Below are 21,320 nucleotides of genomic sequence, written 5' to 3' on the forward strand. Positions count from 1 at the left end.
AACCCTGCTGCCGGAAACCGCCTGATGTCCGACCCGAGATCGACCCCGCCGACCATCGTCGTCATCGAAGACGAGGCGCAGATCGCCCGCTTCGTCTCGCTGGCGCTCGAGGGCGAGGGCATGCTCGCGCATGCCGCCGGCAGCGTCCGCGACGGGCTGATCGCCGCCGGCACGCGCCAGCCCGATCTGGTGATCCTCGACCTGGGCCTGCCCGACGGCGACGGCATCGCGCTGATCCGCGAACTGCGGGCATTTTCCGAGGTGCCGGTGCTGGTGCTGTCGGCGCGCAGCCAGGAGTCCGACAAGGTCGCCGCGCTCGACGCCGGCGCCGACGATTACCTGACCAAGCCCTTCGGCGTCGCCGAACTGATGGCACGGGTGCGCGTGCTGCTGCGGCGGCATGCCAGGCAGGACGCATCGAGCCGCGACGGCAAGGTGACGATCGGCGACGTCGAGGTCGACCTCGTCGGCCGCGAACTGAAGCGCGGCGGCGAGGCGCTGCACCTGACGCCGATCGAGTACCGGCTGCTGGCCGTGCTGATCCGCCACGCCGGCAAGGTGCTGACGCACCGGCAGCTGTTGCTCGAAGTCTGGGGGCCGGCCTATGTCGAGCACAGCCACTACCTGCGCATCTATATGGGCCACCTGCGGCAGAAGCTCGAGGCCGATCCGGCACAGCCGCAACACCTGCTGACCGAGACCGGTGTCGGCTACCGGCTGGTGCTCGCATAATCTACGTCAATATCGACGTACGTCGTGATTGACTCGTTTGTTTTCATGCAAACACGAGTCTATAGTGACGTACGTCAATTTTGTCGTGGAGTTGTTCATGAAGGCGAATCCCGGCGGGCAACTGGCCCCGGATCAGGTCGTCGGCCGCGGGCGGCTGATCGCGCGGCTGTGGGACGCACTCGAGCGCCAGAGCCTCGTGCTCACTGCCGAAAGGCGGATGGGCAAGACCAGCATGGTCAACAAGATGCGCGCCGAGCCGAAGCCGGGTTTCCACCCGGTCTACCGCGATCTCGAAGCCATCTCGACCGCGAACGAGTTCGCCGCGCAGGTGTACCGCGACGTCGAGGCGGTGTGCTCGACCGGCAAGCGCGTCACCGAGAAGGCCCGGGCCTTTCTCGCCCAGCTCGGCGGCGCGGAGGCGGCCGGCGTCAGGCTGCCCGAGCTGAAGGGCGATTCGTGGAAGCGGCTGCTGGAAAGCACGCTCGAGGACGCAGCCGAACAGATGGGCGAGCGGCGGCTGGTGTTCTTCTGGGACGAGCTGCCGCAGATGCTGCTGAACATTGCCCGTTCTGAGGGCGAGGCGAGCGCGACGGCGATCCTCGATACGCTGCGGGCGCTGCGCCAGAGCCATCCGGCGCTGCGCATGGTGTTCACCGGCTCGATCGGCCTGCACAACGCGATCTCGACATTCAAGCTGGCCGGCTACGCCAATGCGCCGATCAACGACATGCTGCAGGTCGAGGTGCCGCCGCTCGATCCCGCCGACGCGACGATGCTGGCGAGCCGGCTGCTGCAGGGCGAGCAGGTCCCGGTCAGCGGCGAGACCGCTGCGGTCGCTGCCGCAATCGCAAACCGCGTCGACCATGTGGCGTTCTACATCCACCACATGGTCAGCCGCTGCAAGGACCGCGGCGGGCCGATCGCCGTGGCCGACATCGATGTGCTGATCGGCGAGGTGCTGACCGCGGCCAACGACCCGTGGAGCCTGCGCCACTACCGCGAACGGCTCAGTGCCTATTACAGCCCGGCCGAGGTGACGCTGGCGCTGCTCATCCTCGACACCGTCGCGGTCGCCGCCGCGCCGCTGTCACTGGCGACGCTGCACGGCTTGCTGCAAAGCCAGGCGCCGGTCGACAGGGAAACCTGCCGCACGATGCTGGCACGGCTGGTCCAGGACCATTACCTCGGTCGCGATGCGGCCGGCCACTACCGCTTCGGCCTGGCCTTCGTCGGCCGCTGGTGGCGCTTCGACCGGGGGCTGTGATGGCGCTGGTCTCGCACTTCACCCCGAGCCTGATGGCGCCGGAGGCGCTCGAAGCCATCCTGGTACAGCGGCACGCACTGCTCGACGATCTCGTCGAGCGCGTCGACGCCAGCGCTGCCGGCGACGCCAAGACGCACACGCTGCTCGTCGGCCAGCGCGGCATGGGCAAGACCCACCTGATCACCATGCTCTACCATCGCGTCCGCCAGCAGCCCGGGCTCGATCGGCATCTGCGTATCGCCTGGCTCAAGGAGGACGAGTGGGGCGTCGATTCGTATCTGGCGCTGTTGCTGGCGATTCTCGCCGCGCTCGATCACGAATACCCGGGTCTGATCGACGCGCAACGGCGCGCCGACCTGTTCGAACACGGCGCGGCCGATGCAGAAGGCCTGGCCGAACGGCTGCTGCTCGACGCGCTCGGCGAATGCACGCTGCTGCTGCTGGCCGAGAACCTCGACCAGCTGTTCGACGGGTTCGGCGAGCCGGGGCAGCAGCGGCTGCGCGCACTGGTGCAGAACAGCCGCCGCGTCTGCATCGTCGCAAGCACCCCGGCGCTGTTCGCCGGCGTCTCGAACCACAAGCTGCCGTTCTACGGCTTCTTCCGCACCCAGCACCTGCGCGGCCTCAGCGTCGACGAAGCCGGCGAGCTGCTCTCCCGCATCGCACAACTGCACGGCGATACCGCGCTGGTCGCCGCGCTGGCGTCGCCGGCCGGCCGTGCGCGGCTGCGCGCGCTGCATCATCTGGCCGGCGGCAATGCGCGGCTCTACGTGGTGTTCTCGCAATTCGTCACCGCCGACAATATCGACACGCTGGCGCTGCCGTTCATGCGCACGCTCGACGAGTTGACGCCGTACTACCAGGCCAGGATGCAGGCGCTGTCGCTGCAGCAGCGCAAGATCGTCGAATACCTCGCCGACGCGCGCGGTGCCCGCCCGGTCAAGGACATCGCCAAGGCGACGTTCATTTCGTCGCAGACCGTGTCGGCGCAATTGAAACGCTTGAGCGAAGCCGGCTTCGTCCGCTCGGAGAAAAGCGGCCGGGAAAGCTTTTACGAGATCGAGGACGTGCTGCTGCGTTTTTGCCTCGACGTGACAAAGCGGTGCAGCGGCCGGATCGGGCAGGTCGTTGAATTGCTGACGGCCTGGTTCGCGCAGCCGACTGAATCGCAAGCGTTGCTGGAGGCGCTGCTTGCCGCGAGCGGCGTCGACTCCCGTGTCGCGGGTGACCACGGGGCCTTGCTATTGCTGCCGCAGGAAATCCGCAGCCTGTTCCCGCACGGCGGAACGTAGAACGAACCCGCCGGCCCGGGGCCGTCGGCTTGATCGCGTTCCGCAATATCGGAGCAGGTTTCGGGTATGGCGCTATCGGTGCCGGATGGAGTGGCGTGGCGGCGGAGCGGGGTTGATGATCAGGCCGTCCGGCGTTTCGGCCTGAAATAACCGGCATCGCCGTAAAACGCATCATCCTGCTGCGGCCACCAGCCGGGGATGCCGAGGAAGGGCAGCGGCGGCAGCTGCTTCGGCGCTTGCAGGCGGTCGGCGTCGAGCTCGGTGGCGATGCGTGCATCGAGCGCGGCGATCCGTTCGGACAGCGGCAGCGCGAAGTGGTCGTCGTCGACCGGCAGCAGCCAGCACTTGCCGGTCAGGCCGCGAAACGGATCGAGCAGATACTCGTAATTGGCATGGCCGAAGCACAGCGCCTCGATGCGGCGGCCCCAGTCGGCATGGCGGGTCCGGAACAGCGTCGCCCAGTCGTGGCCGGTCAATGCGTCGGTCAGCGATGGGTCGCTGCAGGCGACGATCAGCCCGCACTCGTCGAACAGCGTTGCCGCGTCACGTACCGGCCCGCGTGCGCCGTCGCGGGTGTGGCGGTGGTGCAGGGCGTTCAGTGCGACCTTGGCTTTCGGAAAGGTGTGCCAGACCGCGGCGTTGAAGCAGTCGTGCCAGTTGTGCCGGGTCGCGATGCGCCCGGCCTGATGGATCTCGGCTTCGTAGTATTGCGTCAGCGAATCCGGATCGACGAAGGACAGCGGCAGGCCGAGCCGGTTGGTCGCCGGTGATCCCTGCGCCTGCCAGGCCAGCCAGTCAGGGAGTGCATCGAAGCGGGCCAGCACCGGCCGGACCGGCGCGTAGCCCGGGTGCCGGGCGAAGTGTGCTGCCGGCCATGTCATCGGGCTCACTGAAGCTTGCCGAGCTCCAGCCGGCCCTCGCCGAGCGGCTTGCCGCCGGCGTCGAGTGCCTTCACGACGAGGAAGTAGCCTGCACCCTTGGTGCATGGCGGCTGGTAGCCGCCGGTGGCCGACTGGCTCACCCACGAAAAGCCGTTGGGCAGCGTGGCTTGCGAGCCGGTGACGCTGGAAAGCTGCACGCTGGCCGCACCCTGCGCAATGGCATAGCGCATCACGCCGAGGCTGGCGCCGCCGCGCTGGTTGTACTCGAGCTGTAGTGCCGCGGTGCCGCTGGGCAGATCGAACACATTGAGCGCCGGCGTGTTGCCCTTGCCGCCGAGCTGCGCGCATTGCTGGCCGACCGGAATCGCCATGCCGTTCCACGCCGGGTTGGCAAAACGCACCGTCAGCCGCGGGCCGTCGGCTTGCGCGTACTGGATGGTGAACAGCACCGCGAGCAGGGCTGCGGCGATCAGCGGGAGGTATTTCTTCATTTCAGCTGCCCTGAAAAGCAAATCGGCTAGAACGTTCATTCTAGCCGATCCGGTCTGCCGGAACCGTGACCGGGGTCACGGTGTGTACAGCGTTTACGCCAGCGCCTTCAGCGCCGCGTCATAGTTCGGCTCGTCCTTCACTTCGGCGACGAGTTCGGCGTGCAGCACCTTGTCGTTCGCATCGAGCACGACGACGGCGCGCGCGGCGACGCCGACCAGCGGGCCGGTCGCGAATTCGACGCCGTAGTCGTTCAGGAACTGGCGGCCTCGCATCGTCGACAGCGTGACGACGTTTTCCAGACCTTCGGCGCCGCAGAAGCGGTTCTGCGCGAACGGCAGGTCGGCCGAGATGCACAGCACCACGGTATCGGCCAGCGTCGACGCCGAGGCGTTGAAGTGGCGCACCGAGGTCGCGCATGTCGGGGTGTCGATGCTCGGGAAAATGTTCAGGACTTTCTTCTTGCCGGCGAATGACGCCAGCGACACGTCGGCCAGATCCTTGCCGACGAGGGTGAACGGCTTGGCGCTGTCGCCGGCCTTCGGGAACTGGCCGCTGACTTCGATCGGGTTGCCGCCGAGGGTAACGCTGGACATGGGATGCTCCTGGTGAGTGGTATTGTCGATGTGGCTTGGGAAAAGACGGCTTCTGTCGAGCCGTATCTCATAAAAATGGCGCCGAACCCGCGGGATTCAAGCGCCATTTGCTGATCAGGCGATGGCCTGCTCGTACGCCGTGGCGTCGAGCAGTGCGGCGCGCTCGGCCGGATCGTTCGGCCGCAGCCGGAACAGCCAGGTGTCGTACGGCGCATCGTTGATCGATTCGGGCGCGTCGACGGCGTCGACGTTGGTGGCGACGATCTCGCCCGACAGCGGGCAGTGGACGTCGGAGGCGCTCTTCACCGATTCGACCAGCGCAACGGCCTCCTGCTGCTTCACCTGCCGGCCGATGGCGGGAAGCTCGACATAGACGAGGTCGCCGAGCGTCGACTGGGCGAAGTGGGTGATGCCGACCGTGACGAGACCGTCGTCGTCGAAGCGGGCCCACTGGTGGGTTTCGGAGTAAAGCAGATTGGCAGGAATCGTCATGGATAGAACCAGTAAATCGAGTAACCGGAGGAATCGAGTTGGCCGAGGTCGAGCTGCAGGTAGGCACGCAGCTCGTCGTTCGGTGCGAGCCGCGTGCGGTTCTTTTCGCTCGCGGCCAGGTATTGGGTCGGGGTGAAGCGCTTGCGTGCGACGACGTCCTCGCGCTCGTTGGTCAGCGTCAGTTCCAGCGTCGGCAGTGCCTGATCGTACTGCGCCAGATTGCGCACGCTGGCCGAGAGCTGGACGAGGTTCGGCCGGCCCGGCACGTAGCTCAGTTCGGAGTAGTCCGAGCGCAGCAGCTCGGCGTGGCGCGGCAGCGGCATGTCGCAGCCGAGCGCGTTGCACGCCGAGACATAGATCGGCCGCAGCCACGGCAGCTCGGTCGACAGCGTGCTGCGATAGCGCAGCGCGATCTGCGTCAGCAGGACGAATACCGCCAGCGCGGCCAGCGCCATGCCGACCCAGCGCCATGGAGACGGCGGTTTGGGGACGGCGAGCAGGGCCTCGTCTTCGGCAGTCCGGATCGGGCGATAGCCGGACGGTTCGTCGCCCGAAGGTGCCGGTGCGGCGATCGTGGCGGGCGTTTCTGCCGCCGGTGTTTCGGTCATTTCGATCGGCACAGCCGTTGCCGCAAGATCGACGGGTTCGACTTCGGCTGCTTGTTCTGGCGGGACGACAGGCTCGGGTTCGGGTTCGGCTACGGCCTCGCCCATCGGTTCGGCCGACGGCTGAGGCGACGGTTCGGTGCGTCGGGCCAGGTATTCGGCGACGCTGCCGTCAGCGGCCGGCGTCGCCTGTTGCTCGGGAATATCCCGGGCGGCTTCGGCCGGTGTCTCGGTGGCGGGCTCGGCCATGCATTCGAGCGCATTGAACACGAACGCGCACTTGCCGCAGCGCACCTTGCCCTTGTGGGCAGCCAGTTGCGCGGCGGTGACATTGAACGCCGTATGACAATTGGGGCAGCGGGTAATCGAATTCATCGCCGCCGATTGTAGCCCGGAATCATTGCGGCGCGTGTCATGAAACCGGCCCTGACCGGCAAGCGGGCCAAAGCAGCCCGGGCTGGCCCGGGGCGCAGGAGCAGGAGCGGGGCACCGGCGTCCGTGAGGAAGCCGGGCATCGGCGCGGCGCGGGATGCGCCGGCGCAGCCGCCGAGCAGCACCGGCTTCAGCGCTTGCGGCCGGACAGGCAGACCCAGCCTTCCGACTGCTTCGGCGGATCGAAGTCGAACCACGCGCCGTAGATCGCGATGACCTCGTCGGCCTGCTCGGCGAGGATGCCCGACAGTGCGATCCGGCCACCGGCACGGACGCGGCCGGCCAGCATCGGCGCCAGCGCCTTGAGCGGGTTGGTCAGGATGTTGGCGACGACGACGTCGTACTCGCCCGCCGGCAGCGCGTCGGGCAGGAAGAAGTCGATCTCTACGCCGTTCTGCTCGGCGTTCTGCTTCGACGCGATCATTGCCTGCGGGTCGATGTCGACGCCGTGGGTGGCGCCGGCGCCGACCTTCCTGGCGGCGATCGCCAGGATGCCCGAGCCGCAGCCGTAGTCGAGCAGTGTTTCGCCACCGGCGATATTGGCGTCGAGCCATTGCAGGCACAGATGGGTGGTCGGGTGGCTGCCGGTGCCGAACGCCAGGCCCGGGTCGAGCGCGATATTGATCGCATCGGGGTTCGGCGACTCGTGCCACGTCGGCGTGATCCACAGCCGCTCGGAAATCCGGATCGGGTCGAACTGCGACTGGGTCAGGCGGACCCAGTCCTGTTCCTCGACGGTGATGACGTCGAAGGCCGGCAGGGCGATGCCCGCGGCATTGGCCGCGGCGGCGACGGTCAGTTGCGGGTCCATCTCGTCGGAAAGGTGGGCGACAACGACGCTGCGGTCCCACATCTGGTCGACCGGTTCGCCCGGCTCGCCGAAGATCGGCTTCTCGAGGTCGGTGCCGGCGGCCGCGTCCTCGATCGACACCGACAGCGCACCGAGATCGAACAGCGCATCCGAGAGCGCTTCGGCGTGCTTGGAGTCGGTGGTGATGCGCAGTTCCTGCCAGGCCATGTCGGTGCTTCCTAATCGGTAATGGCCGCGATTGTCTCACGGCGCGGATGAATTAAAAAAAGGGCCGCAGCGGCCCTTTTTTCCACGGACTGATCGCTCAGCCCTGCTTTTCCAGCAGCGCACGGATCTCGGGCATCTTGTGCTCGAGATAGTGGATGCTGGTGCCGCCCTTGGCGAACTCGCCGTCGAGCAGCAGCTGCTGGTGCAGCGGGATATTGGTGTTGATGCCCTGGACGACCATTTCCGACAGCGCAATGCGCATCCGCGCCATCGCCTGCTCGCGGGTGTCGCCGTAGGTGATGATCTTGCCGATCATCGAGTCGTAGTTCGGCGGGACGAAATAACCCTGGTAGACGTGCGAGTCGACGCGCACGCCCGGGCCGCCCGGCGTGTGCCAGGTGGTGATCCGGCCGGGGCTCGGCACGAACTTGAGCGGGTCTTCGGCGTTGATCCGGCACTCGATCGAGTGGCCCTTGAGCTTCACGTCCTTCTGCGTGTAGCGCAGCGGCAGGCCCGCGGCGACGCGGATCTGCTCCTGGACGATGTCGATGCCGGTGATCATTTCGGTTACCGGGTGTTCGACCTGGACGCGGGTGTTCATCTCGATGAAGAAGAACTCGCCGTTCTCGTACAGGAACTCGAAGGTGCCGGCGCCGCGGTAGCCGATCTGGCGGCAGGCTTCGGCGCAGGCCTCACCGATCTTCTTGCGCTGGGCTTCGGTCACGCCGGGTGCCGGCGCCTCTTCGATCACTTTCTGGTGGCGGCGCTGCATCGAGCAGTCGCGCTCGCCGAGGTAGATCGCATTGCCGTGCTGGTCGGCGAGGATCTGGATCTCGACGTGACGCGGCGTCTGCAGGAAGCGTTCCATGTAGACGGTCGGGTTGCCGAACGCGGCGCCGGCTTCGGACTGGGTCATCTCGACCGAGCGCAGCAGTTCTTCCTCGTTGTGCACGACGCGCATGCCGCGGCCACCGCCACCGCCGGCGGCCTTGATGATCACCGGGTAGCCGACCTTGCGGCCGATCGCGATGATTTCCTTCGGGTCGTCCGGCAGCGCGCCGTCCGAACCGGGCACGCACGGCACGCCGGCCTGCTTCATCGCGTTCTTGGCCGAGACCTTGTCGCCCATGATGCGGATCGACTCGGGGGTCGGGCCGATGAAGGTGAAGCCGGATTCCTCGACGCGCTGGGCGAAGTCGGCGTTTTCGGACAGGAAGCCGTAGCCCGGGTGGATGGCGTTGGCGTTGGTGACTTCGGCGGCCGAGATGATCGCCGCCATGTTCAGATAGCTCTGCGGCGACGGGTTCGGCCCGATGCAGACCGATTCGTCGGCGAGCTTGACGTATTTGGCTTCGCGGTCGATTTCCGAGTGGACGACCACGGTTTTGATGCCCATTTCGCGGCAGGCGCGCAATACGCGCAGCGCGATCTCCCCGCGGTTGGCAATCAGTACTTTTTCAAACATCTGTGAACTCCGTGAGACGTGCTGCATCCGTCGGGCGGACGCGGCACCGCATCAGCCGATGACGAACAGCGGTTCGCCGTATTCGACCGGCTGGCCGTTCTCGACGAGGATGGCCTTGATGACGCCAGAGGTTTCGGCCTCGATTTCGTTCAGGAGTTTCATTGCTTCGATGATGCACAGCGTATCGCCGGCGTTGACGGTCTGGCCGACTTCGACGAAGGACTTCGCGCCCGGGCTGGCGGCACGGTAGAAGGTGCCGACCATCGGCGACTTGACCGGCGTGCCGTCGGGCAGCGCGTTGCCGCCGGCTTCGGCCGGTGCGGCGATCGGCGCAGCGACTGCGGCGGCCGGGGCCTGGTATTGCATCGGCTGCTGGATGTAGGCCGGCGCGGCGTTCTGGTTGACGCGGGTGATGCGGACTTTTTCTTCGCCCTCGGTGACCTCGAGTTCGGCAATGCCGGATTCCTCGACGAGGTCGATCAGTTTCTTCAGTTTACGCAGATCCATACGGCAACCCTCTTATCAGGTAATGCTTATTGACGCATCTATGGGGGAAACGGGGACGTCCGTTCAGGACGCCGGATTGAGTGCTTCGAGGGCGTGGGCCAGCGCGTATTCGTAGCCCTTGGCCCCGAGGCCGCAGATCACGCCGACGGCGAGATCCGAGAAGTAGGAGTGATGTCGGAACGATTCGCGTGCATGCACATTGGACAGATGCACTTCGATGAAGGGAAGCTTGATCCCGGCCAGTGCGTCGCGGAGTGCAACGCTGGTGTGCGTGAATGCGGCGGGATTGATGACGATGAAGCCGGTACCGTCGGCCAGGGCGGCGTGGATGCGGTCGATCAGTTCGTATTCGCGGTTGGACTGAAATGTCTCGACCTGTGCGCCATGCGCTTCGCCGATCCTGACCAGACGAGCGTTGATGTCTGCCAAGGTATCGGCGCCGTAGTGCTGCGGTTCACGCACCCCCAGCAGATTGAGATTGGGGCCATGCAGCACCAGGATTTTGCGGGCTTTTGCCATGCTCACCTCCCAGTCTCGTTCCAAATCATCGGCGGGAGTTTGCCGAGGCGAAACGCGCTTGTCTAGAAAATTCGACGAAATTCCCGGAACTTTCGCGCTAAAACGGCTGTTTGAAAGTGTCACGCCATCAAGCGGGTCGCGGCTTGCTGGCGGGGGGCGCTGGTATACTGCTGTAGTTTTGCTACGCGCCTGTTCGCAGCATTTTCCTACGTGATGGACCCCGATGCAGCTCTCCGACTTCGATTATTTCCTGCCCGAACACCTGATCGCCCAGTTCCCGCCCGAAGAACGCGGCGCGAGCCGTTTGCTGCACGTTGACGGCAGGACGCTGCACGACGGCCGGTTTCGCGACCTGCCGACGCTGCTGCGCGCCGGCGACCTGCTGGTGTTCAACGATACCAAGGTGATCAAGGCGCGGCTGTTCGGCAAAAAGGACAGCGGCGGCGCGGTCGAAGCGCTGGTCGAACGCGTGCTCGATACGCATCGCGCGCTGGCGCACGTCCGCGCCAGCAAGGCGCCGAAGCCCGGCAGCCGGCTGGTGTTCGGCGATCGCTGGCACGCGACGATGGTCGAGCGCCGCGGCGATCTGTTCCTGCTCGAGTTTGACCGGACGGGGGCGGACGGCAATGCGTCGGTGCTCGACATCCTCGAGCAGGCCGGTGCCTTGCCGCTGCCGCCGTACATCACCCACACGCCGGACGACGACGATGCCCGCCGTTACCAGACCGTCTACGCGCGTGATCCGGGCGCGGTGGCCGCGCCGACCGCCGGGCTGCATTTCACCGACGCCCTGCTCGAGCGGCTGCGCGCGCAGGGCGTCGGCACGGCCTTTCTGACGCTGCACGTCGGCGCCGGCACTTTCATGCCGGTCCGCGTCGACGATATCGCCGAACATACGATGCACCACGAGCGTTATTCGATCCCGCAGGCGACGCAGGACGCGATCCGCGCCACCAAGGCCGCGGGTGGGCGGGTGATCGCCGTCGGCACGACCAGCCTGCGCGCGCTCGAGGCATCGTCGCAGCAGGGGCTGCTCGCCGAGCCCGAGGGCGATACCGACATCTTCATTACCCCCGGCTACGCGTTCCGCGTCGTCGACCGGCTCATCACCAATTTTCACCTGCCCAAGTCGACGCTGCTGATGCTGGTCGCGGCATTTGCCGGGCTGGAGACGATGAAGGCTGCCTACGCACATGCGGTGGCAAGCGAATACCGCTTCTTCAGCTACGGCGATGCGATGCTGCTCGAGCGCCAACATTCGGGACAGTAATGTCTATTAGTACAGTGAAATAAGTTCGACACCAATCTTTCATTCTCCCTTTTCCTTGCTGTCACGGGGCGCCGATAGGCTGCGCGCTCCAATAAACTCGGCAAAGGAAGAGGGGAGCATGTTTCTGATCTACAAGAAGGGCGCGCTGTGCACCGCGCTGGCGCTGGCGCTGGGCGCCTGCGGCGGCTCGGACGGCGGTACGCCGGCCGGTACGACGACCAGCCTGCAGGTCCAGCCGTCGCTGGGGCAGATCTCGAATGCCGACGTTGTCGTCAAGTCGCTCGACGGCAAGGTGCTCGGCAGCGGCAGCATCGACGCCAGCGGCGCGGTCAGGCTGAACCTGGGCAACGCCAGTGGTCCCTTGCTGGTCGAGGTCAGCGGCAAGGCCGGCGCCAAGTACTTCGACGAGGGGCTGAACGCCGAGCTGGACTTCCCGGCCGGCGAAACGCTGCATGCGCTGCTGCCCGGCGTGCAGGAACAGGTTGGCGTGACGCCGCTGACCGAAATCGCCTACCGGCGTCTACTGGCGAGCAAGGGCGGCAAGCTGGCCGAGGCGACCGCTGCCGAGATCGGCAAGGTCAACGACGACGTCCGTGCACAGTTCGCGCCCGAGCTGAAAAACCTGCTGTCGGTGCCCAAGCTCGTCAATGCCAGGACCGGGGCCGGCGCGCTCGACGATGACGAGGCCGGCCGCTATGCGCTCAAGCTCGCCGCGCTGGCCAAGGCCGGCGTCCACGGGCTCGACGAAGCCAGGCCGGAGCTGGCCGCCGGTGCCGACGATGCCAAGGCCGCGCTCGGTGCGCAGCGCCCGGTGCTTGCGCTGAGCCGCCAGCTGGGGCGCGACTTTGCCGACGGCCAGTTCGACGGCAAGGAAGGCAGCAAGGCGCTGGGCGAGTCGCTGTACAACGCCGACGGCTTCCACGACCGCATCCAGGACAAGCTGCTGCAGGCCGCGCAGCAGCTCGGAACCACCAGGCTGGTCGAACTGGTGCAGAAGGGCGGCGCCATGCCGCGCGGCAACGCGCTGGTCAAGGCCGAGAAAGGCACGCAGCTCGATCTGGCCATCCTGCAGACGACCGACCTGCATACCAATATCAAGAGTTACGACTACTACAAGACGCAGGACGATATCACCCTCGGCTTCGAGCGCACCGCGACGCTGATCGACAAGGCGCGCGCCGAACTGCCGAACAACCTGCTGTTCGACAACGGCGACACGATCCAGGGCACGTCGCTGTCCGATTATCAGGCGCTGATCAGTCCGGTGGGCTGCAACAGTACGCTGGCGCAGTACAAGGTGATGAACCTGATGCGCTACGACGCCGGCAACATCGGCAACCACGAGTTCAACTACGGCCTGCCTTTCCTCGCGCAGGTGACCGGTGCGGCGCTGCGCGTGCCGGGCACCGAGGACCGCAAGGGCTGCATGGGCCCGCGCTTCCCGCTGGTGCTGGCGAACGCCTACGCCGCCAGCGACAGGCAGCCGCTGTTCGCGCCGTACGTGATCCTCAATCGCACGTTCAAGACCGCCGACGGCAAGCGGATTGCGCTCAAGGTCGGCGTGATCGGGTTTGCACCGCCGGCGATCATGAACTGGGACAAGCGGCACCTCGACGGCAAGGTTTACGTCGAAGGCGTGAAGGAAGCGGCCGAGAAGTACGTGCCGGCGATGCGCAAGGCCGGTGCCGACCTCGTCGTCGCGCTGTCGCACGGCGGCATCTCGGCGGCGCCGTATACGCCGGACATGGAAAACGCCGTCTATCACCTCGCCAGGGTGCCGGGCATCGACGCGATCGTCTCGGGTCACTCGCACAGCTACTTCCCGGACGGCAAGAACTTTGCCGGTATCGCCGGCGTCGACAACGTCAGGGGCCTGGTCAACGGCGTGCCGACGGTGATGGCCGGTTTCTGGGGCAATACGCTCGGCGTGCTCAAGCTCGGCGTGACGTATGACGGCGCGCAGTGGAAAGTCACGCAATCGCAGGGCGAGCTGCGCCCGATCAACAGCAAGGTCGGCAACGACACCGTTGCGGTCGCACCGCATGCCGCGGTCGGCAAGCTGGTGCAGAAGGAGCACGAGGGCACGATCCGCTACGTGTCGACGCCGGTCGGCAATACCGAAATCCGCATCGGTTCGTTCTTCTCGCAGGTCGGCGACACCGCGGCGATGCAGCTGATCAACGCGGCGCAGCGGGATTACGTCGAGCGCTACGTCAAGGCCAACCTGCCGCAGTACGCCGGCCTGCCGGTGCTGTCGGCGGCGGCGCCGTTCAAGGCCAATTTCCGCGGCACCGGTTACACCGACATCCCGGTCGGCGGCGTCGCGATCAAGAACGTCGCCGACCTCTACCTGTACCCGAACACGCTGCAGGCGGTGAAGATCGACGGCACGACGCTCAAGGCATGGCTGGAAAAGGCGGCCGAGCAGTTCAACCAGATCGACCCGGCCAAAACGGCGGACCAGCAGCTGATCAACGGCAGCTTCCCGTCGTACAACTTCGACCAGATCGACGGCGTCCAGTACGAGATCGACGTGACCCGGCCCAAGGGCAGCCGCATCGCCAACCTGCGCTGGAACGGCCAGCCGGTCGCGGCGGGCCAGCAGTTCATCGTTGCGACCAACAACTACCGCGCCAGCGGTGGCGGCGGTTTCACGAGCCTTGACGGCAGCAAGACGATCTTCGATGCGCCCGATGCCAACCGCGACATCATCGTTGCCTACATCAAGGCGCAGAAGACGCTGACGCGCGCTGCCCAGGGCGCCGACGGCAACTGGCGCTTCGCGAAGGTGGCGCTGGCCGGTCGCGTGCTGTTCGAGTCGGCGTACGACGCCGAAGCGGTCGCGCGCGCCGACGGCATCGCCAATGTCTTCAAGGTCGAGGACAAGGCCGACCGGAGCGGCTCGATCTACCGGCTCGACCTGGGGCTGTAAGCCGTTCGACCGATCCGGCCCCGGCTCCGGCCGGGGCGTTCCGTTTGGAGAGTGATATGTGGGCTTTGATCGTTGGACAGATCAGGCGCTGGCGCTGGCCGGCAATGCTGTTGCTGACCGGCCTTGCCGCGGTGGCGAGCCTGTCCGCCCGGGCATCGGCGCAGCGCGACGCGGCGCTGGCGCAGGCACCGGGCGCGATCCAGCAGCTGCGGCTTGACGTGCAGGCGCATCGTCCGGGTAGTGAGCGAGACTTGCGGCAGCTGGCCGATTACGGCCATCCGCTCGCGGCCCGGACGCTGGCCGAACTGGCCGCCGTCGACGCGACGCCGCAGGCGCAGCAGGTCGCGCTCGACTGGTACCGCCGCGGTGCCGAGGCTGGCGACGCCGAGTCGGCGTACCGGCTGGGGCTGGCCTACCTGCAGGGGCGCACGCTGCCGTCCGATCCGGTGCAGGCGCGGCGCTGGTTCGAGCGCGCCGGCGCGCTGCCGGCCGCGCGCTTCCGGCTGGCGACCCTGCTGCTGCGCGGGGAGGGTGGCGTGGCGAACGCTGCCCAGGGGTTGCAGTGGCTGGCGCAGGCGGCGACCGACGGCGATGCCGACGCGATGTTCGCGCTGGCCAACCGCTACCGCGACGGCGAAGGGCTGCCGCGTGACGAGATGCAGGCGCTGCGCTGGTACCGGGCCGCGGCGAACGGCGAGCACCCGGCCGCGTTGCAGACGCTGTCGCTCGCGTATGCGCGCGGCGAGCTGGGGCTGCCGGTCGACCCCGATCAGGCGCAGTTCCTCGGCGAGTACGCCGGCCACGCGGCGAAGTGCCATACGCCGCATGCGCGGGTCGCGCTGTTCTGAGCCGGTCCGCTGTTAATCATCCGGTGGTCATGCGGCGTCCGGCCGTGGTAATTTGGTTGTCTTGCGGGGGCTGCGGTGGCAGCCCCTTTGATATTGCGCCGGACTGTCTTCCGGCGGCACAAGGAATCGGCATGACTCAACAGCAAGGCCTGCAGTTCACGCTGCACAAGACCAGCGGCGGCGCCCGGCGCGGCACGATGGTGCTCAATCACGGCGTCGTCGAGACCCCGGTGTTCATGCCGGTCGGTACCTATGGCACCGTCAAGGCGATGACGCCGCGCGACCTGAACGAAATCGAGGCGCAGATCTGCCTGGGCAACACCTTCCACCTGTGGCTGCGCCCGGGGCTGGAAGTCATCAACAAGTTCGGCGGCCTGCACCGGTTCATGGGCTGGGACAAGCCGATCCTGACCGACTCGGGCGGCTTCCAGGTGTTCAGCCTCGGCGACCTGCGCAAGATCACCGAGGAGGGCGTCAAGTTCCAGAGTCCGGTCAACGGCGACAAGCTGTTCCTGACGCCGGAAGAGTCGATGCGCATCCAGCGTGCGCTCAATTCCGACATCGTGATGATCTTCGACGAATGCACGCCGTACCCGGCCGACCGCAAGCAGGCGGCCGATTCGATGCGCATGTCCTACCGCTGGGCCAAGCGTTCGCGCAGCGAGTTCGACACGCTGGAGAACCCGAACGCGCTGTTCGGCATCGTCCAGGGCGGCATGTACGAGGACCTGCGCGACGAATCGCTCGCCGGCCTCGACGACATCGGCTTCCACGGCATGGCGATCGGCGGTCTGTCGGTCGGCGAGCCGAAAGAGGACATGGAGCGCATCCTCGCGCACACCGCGCCGCGCCTGCCTGCAGACAAACCGCGCTACCTGATGGGCGTCGGCACGCCCGAGGATCTGGTCTACGGCGTCAGCCAGGGCATCGACATGTTCGACTGCGTGATGCCGACCCGCAATGCGCGCAACGGCATGCTGTTCACGCGTTTTGGCGACATCAAGATCAAGAACGCCAAGCACCGGCTCGACGAGCGGCCGCTCGACGAAACGTGCGACTGCTACGCGTGCCAGAACTTCAGCCGCGCCTATCTGCACCATCTGTTCCGTTCGGGCGAAATCCTCGGCTCGCAGCTCAACACCATCCACAACCTGCGCTACTACCAGGTGCTGATGGCCGAGATGCGCGCCGCGATCGACGCCGATGCCTTCCCGGCCTTCGTCGCGCGCTTCCATGCCGACCGGGCCCGCGGCATCGATTGACCGCATTCTCCGCTCAGTAAAAACCCGGCCGAGCCGGGTTTTTTTTGCGATGCGCGCCGTGCATGGGGGCTTTCCGCAGCACGTCGTGCCGGTTTGATCTGGGTCAAGCCCGTGTCCGGATCCGGTCTGCAGCATGTTGCCCTATGACAATGGGGAGAAGACGATGCTGGTTGAATGGCACGATGGCCTGTCGGTCGGGATTCAGGAAATCGACGAGCAGCACAAGGTGCTGGTCGAGCTGCTGAACGCGTTGCACGACGCGATCCGCGAACACCACGGCCGCGAGGCATCGGTGGCGATCCTGGCGCGGCTGGCCGACTACACGCGCATCCATTTCACCGTCGAGGAAAGCCTGATGCGCATCCTCGGCTATCCCGAGTACGACGAGCACAAGCAGCACCACGAGTCGCTGATCGCCCAGCTGCATGCCTTCCAGCAGCGGGTATCCGACGGCGAGGCGATCACGTTCGAGCTGCTGCATTTCCTGCGCAACTGGCTGACCCGGCACATCCAGGAAGGCGATACCCGCTATACCGAGTTCTTCCTGTCGCGCGGTGCCCAGCGCAACTGGCAGAAAAAGGGCTGGCTCGACCGCTTCTGGTCGGGTATCGCCGGCTGATCGCCCCGTCCGCGGCCGCTAGCGGTGGCTGAGCAGGCCGTTTTCAAAGCGGACCTTGTCGCCCTTCCTGAAGCCGTGGTCGGCGCTGTCGTACTTGACCGTATGCATGGCGCCGCTGTTGAGCTTGAAACTGACCTGATAGACGGTCTTCTTGCTGACCTGTTTCTGCACCTCGTTGCCAGCGTAGGCACCGCCGGCCGCGCCGGCGACGGTGGCGATCGTCTTGCCGGTACCGCCGCCGATCTGGTTGCCGAGCAGGCCACCGACGACCGCGCCGCCGATCTTGCCGGTCCAGCCGCCTTCGCCTTCCTGTTCGACGGTCTGTACCTTGGTCACGACGCCGCACTCGTTGCAGCTGGACGCCGTTGCCCGTTGCGGCACGTTGGCGCTGTCGGTGCGCGGGGCGGCGCTCGCGAGCTGGCGGTTGCCGGCAATCAGCTCCTTGCAGTCCCTGTTGATCTGGACCTTGCGCACCCCTTTGCTGTAGCAGCCCGGCGTTTCATCGGGTGCGCGGGGTGTCCGCGCGGTGCCGTGCGCCAGCACGCGGCCGCCGCTTGCGTCGCCGATGCAACTTTTCTGCCCGGCGCTTGCCTTCTCCATGCACGCGGCGACACCGTACCGATATTCGGCGCCGGCGGCGGATCCGGCATTCGTCAGACCGCCTGCGTGTGCCCAGCTACCGGCTGTCAGCGCGGCGGCGGCAATCCACTGTGCAATTCGCATGGTCGGGGTTTCCGTTTATTGCAGGCACTCTCATTCTAGGGAGTCGCATCCGTCGCCGCGTGAAGGATGTCGGTAGATTTCAGACAGGGGGCGGGCTAGAATGACCCGCTTCGTTTTTTGCCACTCTCAATAAAGGCCCGATCGATGTTTATCGCTCCCGCTTACGCCGCCGACGCGGTGCCCGCCGCTGCCGGCTTCATGCAGTTCCTGCCGATGGTCGTGATCTTCGTGCTGTTCTACTTCCTGCTGATCCGTCCGCAGCAGAAGCGTGCCAAGGAACAGCGGGCAATGCTCGACGCACTGCAAAAGGGCGACGAAGTCGTCACCAGCGGCGGTACCCTGGGTCGCATCGTCAAGGTCAGCGAGCAGTACATCACGCTCGAACTGGCGGACAACGTCGAAATCCTGGTGCAACGCGGCTCGGTGTCGCAGCGCCTGGAAAAAGGCACGATCAAGAACAACAAGTAATCGCAACGGGGCGGCACTGGCCGCCCCGGCGCGTTTTCCGGCCTGCAATGCAGGCCTTCCCGGTTTTAAGGGCATGCAATGAACCGCTACCCGTTGTGGAAATTCGTATTGATCGCCGTGGCGCTGGTCGCGGCGTTCTTCTATACGCTGCCGAACTTCTTCGGTGAAAGCCCGGCCGTGCAGATCTCGAGCGCACGCACGATGATCAAGGTCGACACGTCGACGCGCGACCGTGCCGTGGCCGCCATCAAACAGGCCGGCCTGAATCCGGAAGACGTGCTGTTCGACGGTTCGTCGGTCAAGCTGCGCTTCAAGGACATCGACGCCCAGCTCAAGGCCAAGGATGCGCTGGCTTCGGCGCTCGGCGACGATTACGTCGTCGCGCTGAACCTGCTGCCGCAGACGCCGGCCTGGCTGCAGGCCATCGGTGCCAAGCCGATGTTCCTCGGCCTCGACCTGCGCGGCGGCGTGCACTTCCTGCTCGAAGTCGACATGAAGGCCGCCGTCGACAAGGCGCTCGAGAAGACCGCCGGCGACATCCGTCGCGAACTCAAGGACAAGAAGATCCGCTACGGTGCGGTGGTTCGCGGCCGCGACAGCGTCGAAATCCAGTTGCGCGACGCCGAAACCGTCGACGCCACGCTGCCGGTCGTCGCCAAGCTGCTGCCAAACCTGCAGGTGAAGCCGGTCAAGGGCGACAGCAACAAGATCGTCGTCAGCTATCCGCAGGCGGCGATGCAAAAGCTGTCCGAAGACGCGGTCAAGCAGAACATCACCACGCTGCACAACCGCGTGAACGAACTCGGCGTGGCCGAACCGATCATCCAGCAGCAGGGCGCCGGCCGTATCGTCGTCGAGCTGCCGGGCATCCAGGACACCGCCAAGGCCAAGGACATCCTCGGCCGCACCGCAACGCTGGAAGTGCGTCTGGTCGACGATGATCCGGCCAACCTGCAGGCGGCGATCGCCGGCAACGTGCCGGTCGGTACCGAGCTGATGACCGAGCGTCGCGGCAGCGACGGCCAGAGCGTGCCGATCCTGGTGAAGAAGGAAGTCGAGCTGACCGGCGACAATATCAACGACGCGCAGGCGGGTTTCGACGAGCGCAACGATGCGTCGGTGAACATCAACCTCGATTCGACCGGCGCGACGATCTTCAAGGATCTGAGCCGCGAGAACATCGGCAAGCGCATCGCGATGATCCTGGTCGAGAAGGGCAAGGGCGAAGTCGTCACCGCGCCGGTGGTCCGTACCGAGATCGGCGGCGGCCGCGTGCAGATTTCCGGCTCGATGGGCGTTGCCGAGGCCAACGATACCGCGCTGCTGCTGCGCGCCGGTTCGCTGGCCGCGCCGATGAACATCGCCGAGGAACGCACGATCGGCCCGAGCCTGGGCAAGGACAACATCAAGAAGGGCTTCGATTCGACGCTGTACGGCTTTGCCGCGATCGCGATCTTCATGGTGATCTACTACCGCACCTTCGGTCTGGTGTCGGCGGTTTCGCTCGGCGGCAACCTCTTGCTGCTGGTTGCGCTGCTGTCGGCGATCGGCATCACGCTGACCTTGCCGGGCATCGCGGCGATTGCGCTGACGCTGGGTATGGCGATCGACTCGAACGTGCTGATCAACGAGCGGATCCGCGAGGAGCTGCGCAACGGCATGACGCCGCAGGCGGCGATCTCGAACGGCTACAGCCACGCCTGGGCGACGATTCTCGACTCGAACGTCACGACCTTGATCGCCGGCATCGCGCTGCTGATCTTCGGCTCGGGCGCGATCCGCGGCTTTGCCGTGGTTCACTGCCTCGGCATCCTCACGTCGATGTTCAGCGCGGTCGTCGTGTCGCGCGGCATCATCAACCTGATTTACGGCTACCGCCGCCGCCTGACTACGCTGTCGATCGGCCAGGTGTGGGTGCCGGACCAGAAGAAAGCATAAGGGCGGCTCAAGATGGAATTCTTCCGTATCAAGCACGACATCCCGTTCATGAGCTACGGCAAGCTCACGACGGCGATCTCGCTGCTCACCTTCGTGGCCGCGGTGTTCTTCCTCGTGGTCAAGGGGCTGAACTTCGGCGTCGAGTTCACCGGCGGCACCGTGATGGAGCTGCGTTACCAGCAGTCCGCCGACCTGAACCAGATCCGTACCCAGGTCGAGCACCTGAAGTACGGCGAGGCGCAGATCCAGTCGCTGGGCACTACGCGTGACGTGATGGTGCGTCTGCCGAACATCAAGGACAAGACCAGCGCGCAGTTGTCGAACGAGGTGATGACGGTACTCAAGACCGCGCGTCCCGATGTCGAGCTGCGCAAGGTCGAGTTCATCGGCCCGTCGGTCGGCGAGGAACTGGTCACGCACGGCCTGACCGCGATCACGCTGGTCTGCCTCGGCATCATTGCCTATCTGGCGATCCGCTTCGAATGGCGCTTCGCGGTGTCGGCGGTGATCGCCAACATGCACGACGTGGTGATCATCCTCGGCTGCTTCGCGCTGTTCCAGTGGGAGTTCAACCTGACGGTGCTCGCCGGCGTGCTGGCGGTGCTCGGTTATTCGGTCAACGAATCGGTCGTCGTGTTCGACCGGATCCGCGAGAACTTCCGCTCGCCGAAGATGCGCGGCAAGACCGTGCCGCAGGTGATCGACAATGCGATCACCGCGACGATGAGCCGGACCATCATCACCCACGGCTCGACCGAGGCGATGGTGCTGTCGATGCTGGTCTTCGGCGGCGCGGCGCTGCATGGCTTCTCGATGGCGCTGACGATCGGCATCCTGTTCGGTATCTATTCGTCGGTGCTGGTCGCGTCGCCGCTGCTGCTGATGTTCGGCGTCACGCGCGAGAACATGATCAAGCCGGTGAAGATCAAGGAAGAAGCGGTGGTCTGATCGCGGTTTTATGCGCAGTA

General features: G+C 65.9%; 21 protein-coding genes. 11 read left to right on the forward strand and 10 right to left on the reverse strand.

The features are described 5' to 3' along the window. Positions 1 to 24 precede the first annotated feature (24 nt). The 3 genes from kdpE to BJP62_RS16775 all read left to right on the forward strand — a co-directional run bounded on the left by kdpE (position 25) and on the right by BJP62_RS16775 (position 3,288). On the forward strand, positions 25 to 732 hold the full coding sequence (kdpE, locus tag BJP62_RS16765) for a two-component system response regulator KdpE (protein WP_070531578.1): 708 nt from the start codon (positions 25 to 27) through the stop codon (positions 730 to 732). 97 nt (positions 733 to 829) lie between these two features. Beyond that, positions 830 to 1,996 (forward strand): ATP-binding protein, encoded by a 1,167-nt coding sequence (locus BJP62_RS16770; protein WP_070531581.1) that lies wholly within the window; start codon positions 830 to 832, stop codon positions 1,994 to 1,996. Beyond that, the gene (locus BJP62_RS16775) at positions 1,996 to 3,288 is read left to right on the forward strand and encodes a MarR family transcriptional regulator (protein WP_070531584.1); all 1,293 of its coding nucleotides are present in this window, start codon (positions 1,996 to 1,998) and stop codon (positions 3,286 to 3,288) included. The genes BJP62_RS16770 and BJP62_RS16775 overlap by 1 nt, the downstream gene beginning before the upstream one ends. A 119-nt stretch (positions 3,289 to 3,407) precedes the next feature. Here BJP62_RS16775 and BJP62_RS16780 read toward each other — a convergent pair whose 3' ends face one another. The 9 genes from BJP62_RS16780 to aroQ all read right to left on the reverse strand — a co-directional run bounded on the left by BJP62_RS16780 (position 3,408) and on the right by aroQ (position 10,292). After that, positions 3,408 to 4,169, reverse strand: a complete 762-nt coding sequence (locus BJP62_RS16780; protein ID WP_070531587.1) for a DUF3025 domain-containing protein — start codon at positions 4,167 to 4,169, stop codon at positions 3,408 to 3,410. A gap of 5 nt (positions 4,170 to 4,174) precedes the next feature. After that, on the reverse strand, positions 4,175 to 4,660 hold the full coding sequence (locus BJP62_RS18755; RefSeq protein WP_070531589.1) for a hypothetical protein: 486 nt from the start codon (positions 4,658 to 4,660) through the stop codon (positions 4,175 to 4,177). Between the two features lie 93 nt (positions 4,661 to 4,753). After that, positions 4,754 to 5,254 (reverse strand): thiol peroxidase, encoded by a 501-nt coding sequence (gene tpx / locus BJP62_RS16790; protein ID WP_070531592.1) that lies wholly within the window; start codon positions 5,252 to 5,254, stop codon positions 4,754 to 4,756. Between the two features lie 114 nt (positions 5,255 to 5,368). Beyond that, positions 5,369 to 5,746, reverse strand: coding sequence for a glycine cleavage system protein GcvH (gene gcvH / locus BJP62_RS16795; RefSeq protein ID WP_070531595.1), 378 nt, complete (start codon positions 5,744 to 5,746; stop codon positions 5,369 to 5,371). Continuing rightward, a complete protein-coding gene (locus tag BJP62_RS16800; RefSeq protein ID WP_070531598.1) occupies positions 5,743 to 6,726 on the reverse strand; it encodes a DUF3426 domain-containing protein in 984 nt (327 codons plus the stop codon). Before BJP62_RS16800 ends, gcvH begins: the two co-directional genes overlap by 4 nt. 187 nt (positions 6,727 to 6,913) lie before the next feature. Beyond that, positions 6,914 to 7,801, reverse strand: a complete 888-nt coding sequence (gene prmA, locus BJP62_RS16805) for a 50S ribosomal protein L11 methyltransferase (RefSeq protein ID WP_070531600.1) — start codon at positions 7,799 to 7,801, stop codon at positions 6,914 to 6,916. A 97-nt stretch (positions 7,802 to 7,898) separates the two neighbouring features. Next, entirely contained in the window at positions 7,899 to 9,266 is a 1,368-nt protein-coding gene (accC, locus tag BJP62_RS16810) for an acetyl-CoA carboxylase biotin carboxylase subunit (RefSeq protein ID WP_070531603.1), read from the reverse strand. A gap of 51 nt (positions 9,267 to 9,317) precedes the next feature. Continuing rightward, positions 9,318 to 9,773: an acetyl-CoA carboxylase biotin carboxyl carrier protein gene (gene accB, locus BJP62_RS16815; RefSeq protein WP_070531606.1), complete on the reverse strand. Its 456-nt coding sequence runs from the start codon at positions 9,771 to 9,773 to the stop codon at positions 9,318 to 9,320. Positions 9,774 to 9,836: 63 nt separating this feature from the next. Next, positions 9,837 to 10,292, reverse strand: a complete 456-nt coding sequence (gene aroQ / locus BJP62_RS16820; protein WP_070531609.1) for a type II 3-dehydroquinate dehydratase — start codon at positions 10,290 to 10,292, stop codon at positions 9,837 to 9,839. A gap of 223 nt (positions 10,293 to 10,515) precedes the next feature. On the opposite strand from aroQ, the gene queA reads away from it, so the two are divergent. The 5 genes from queA to BJP62_RS16845 all read left to right on the forward strand — a co-directional run bounded on the left by queA (position 10,516) and on the right by BJP62_RS16845 (position 17,223). Continuing rightward, a complete protein-coding gene (queA, locus tag BJP62_RS16825) occupies positions 10,516 to 11,562 on the forward strand; it encodes a tRNA preQ1(34) S-adenosylmethionine ribosyltransferase-isomerase QueA (RefSeq protein ID WP_070531611.1) in 1,047 nt (348 codons plus the stop codon). Positions 11,563 to 11,680: 118 nt separating this feature from the next. After that, complete coding sequence (locus BJP62_RS16830) at positions 11,681 to 14,494, forward strand: bifunctional 2',3'-cyclic-nucleotide 2'-phosphodiesterase/3'-nucleotidase (protein WP_070531614.1); 2,814 nt, start codon at positions 11,681 to 11,683, stop codon at positions 14,492 to 14,494. Positions 14,495 to 14,550: 56 nt separating this feature from the next. Further along, a complete protein-coding gene (locus tag BJP62_RS16835; RefSeq protein ID WP_070531617.1) occupies positions 14,551 to 15,342 on the forward strand; it encodes a tetratricopeptide repeat protein in 792 nt (263 codons plus the stop codon). A 131-nt stretch (positions 15,343 to 15,473) separates the two neighbouring features. After that, a complete protein-coding gene (gene tgt / locus BJP62_RS16840; protein ID WP_070531619.1) occupies positions 15,474 to 16,604 on the forward strand; it encodes a tRNA guanosine(34) transglycosylase Tgt in 1,131 nt (376 codons plus the stop codon). Positions 16,605 to 16,767: 163 nt separating this feature from the next. After that, entirely contained in the window at positions 16,768 to 17,223 is a 456-nt protein-coding gene (locus BJP62_RS16845) for a bacteriohemerythrin (RefSeq protein WP_070531621.1), read from the forward strand. 18 nt (positions 17,224 to 17,241) lie between these two features. Here the strand turns inward: BJP62_RS16845 and BJP62_RS19255 are convergent, their stop codons facing one another. After that, positions 17,242 to 17,946 carry a glycine zipper 2TM domain-containing protein gene (locus BJP62_RS19255; RefSeq protein WP_070531624.1) on the reverse strand — a complete coding sequence of 235 codons (705 nt, stop codon included), beginning with the start codon at positions 17,944 to 17,946 and terminating at the stop codon, positions 17,242 to 17,244. Between the two features lie 144 nt (positions 17,947 to 18,090). Here BJP62_RS19255 and yajC point away from each other — a divergent pair, with 144 nt between their 5' ends. From yajC to secF, 3 genes are all read left to right on the forward strand, one after another. Further along, positions 18,091 to 18,414: a preprotein translocase subunit YajC gene (gene yajC / locus BJP62_RS16855; RefSeq protein WP_070531627.1), complete on the forward strand. Its 324-nt coding sequence runs from the start codon at positions 18,091 to 18,093 to the stop codon at positions 18,412 to 18,414. Positions 18,415 to 18,492: 78 nt separating this feature from the next. Next, positions 18,493 to 20,352: a protein translocase subunit SecD gene (gene secD / locus BJP62_RS16860; protein ID WP_070531629.1), complete on the forward strand. Its 1,860-nt coding sequence runs from the start codon at positions 18,493 to 18,495 to the stop codon at positions 20,350 to 20,352. Positions 20,353 to 20,364: 12 nt separating this feature from the next. Continuing rightward, positions 20,365 to 21,300: a protein translocase subunit SecF gene (gene secF / locus BJP62_RS16865; RefSeq protein WP_070531632.1), complete on the forward strand. Its 936-nt coding sequence runs from the start codon at positions 20,365 to 20,367 to the stop codon at positions 21,298 to 21,300. Positions 21,301 to 21,320: the final 20 nt, after the last annotated feature.

Origin of the sequence: Jeongeupia sp. USM3, from assembly GCF_001808185.1 — a bacterium.
Classification (GTDB): Bacteria; Pseudomonadota; Gammaproteobacteria; order Burkholderiales; family Chitinibacteraceae; genus Jeongeupia.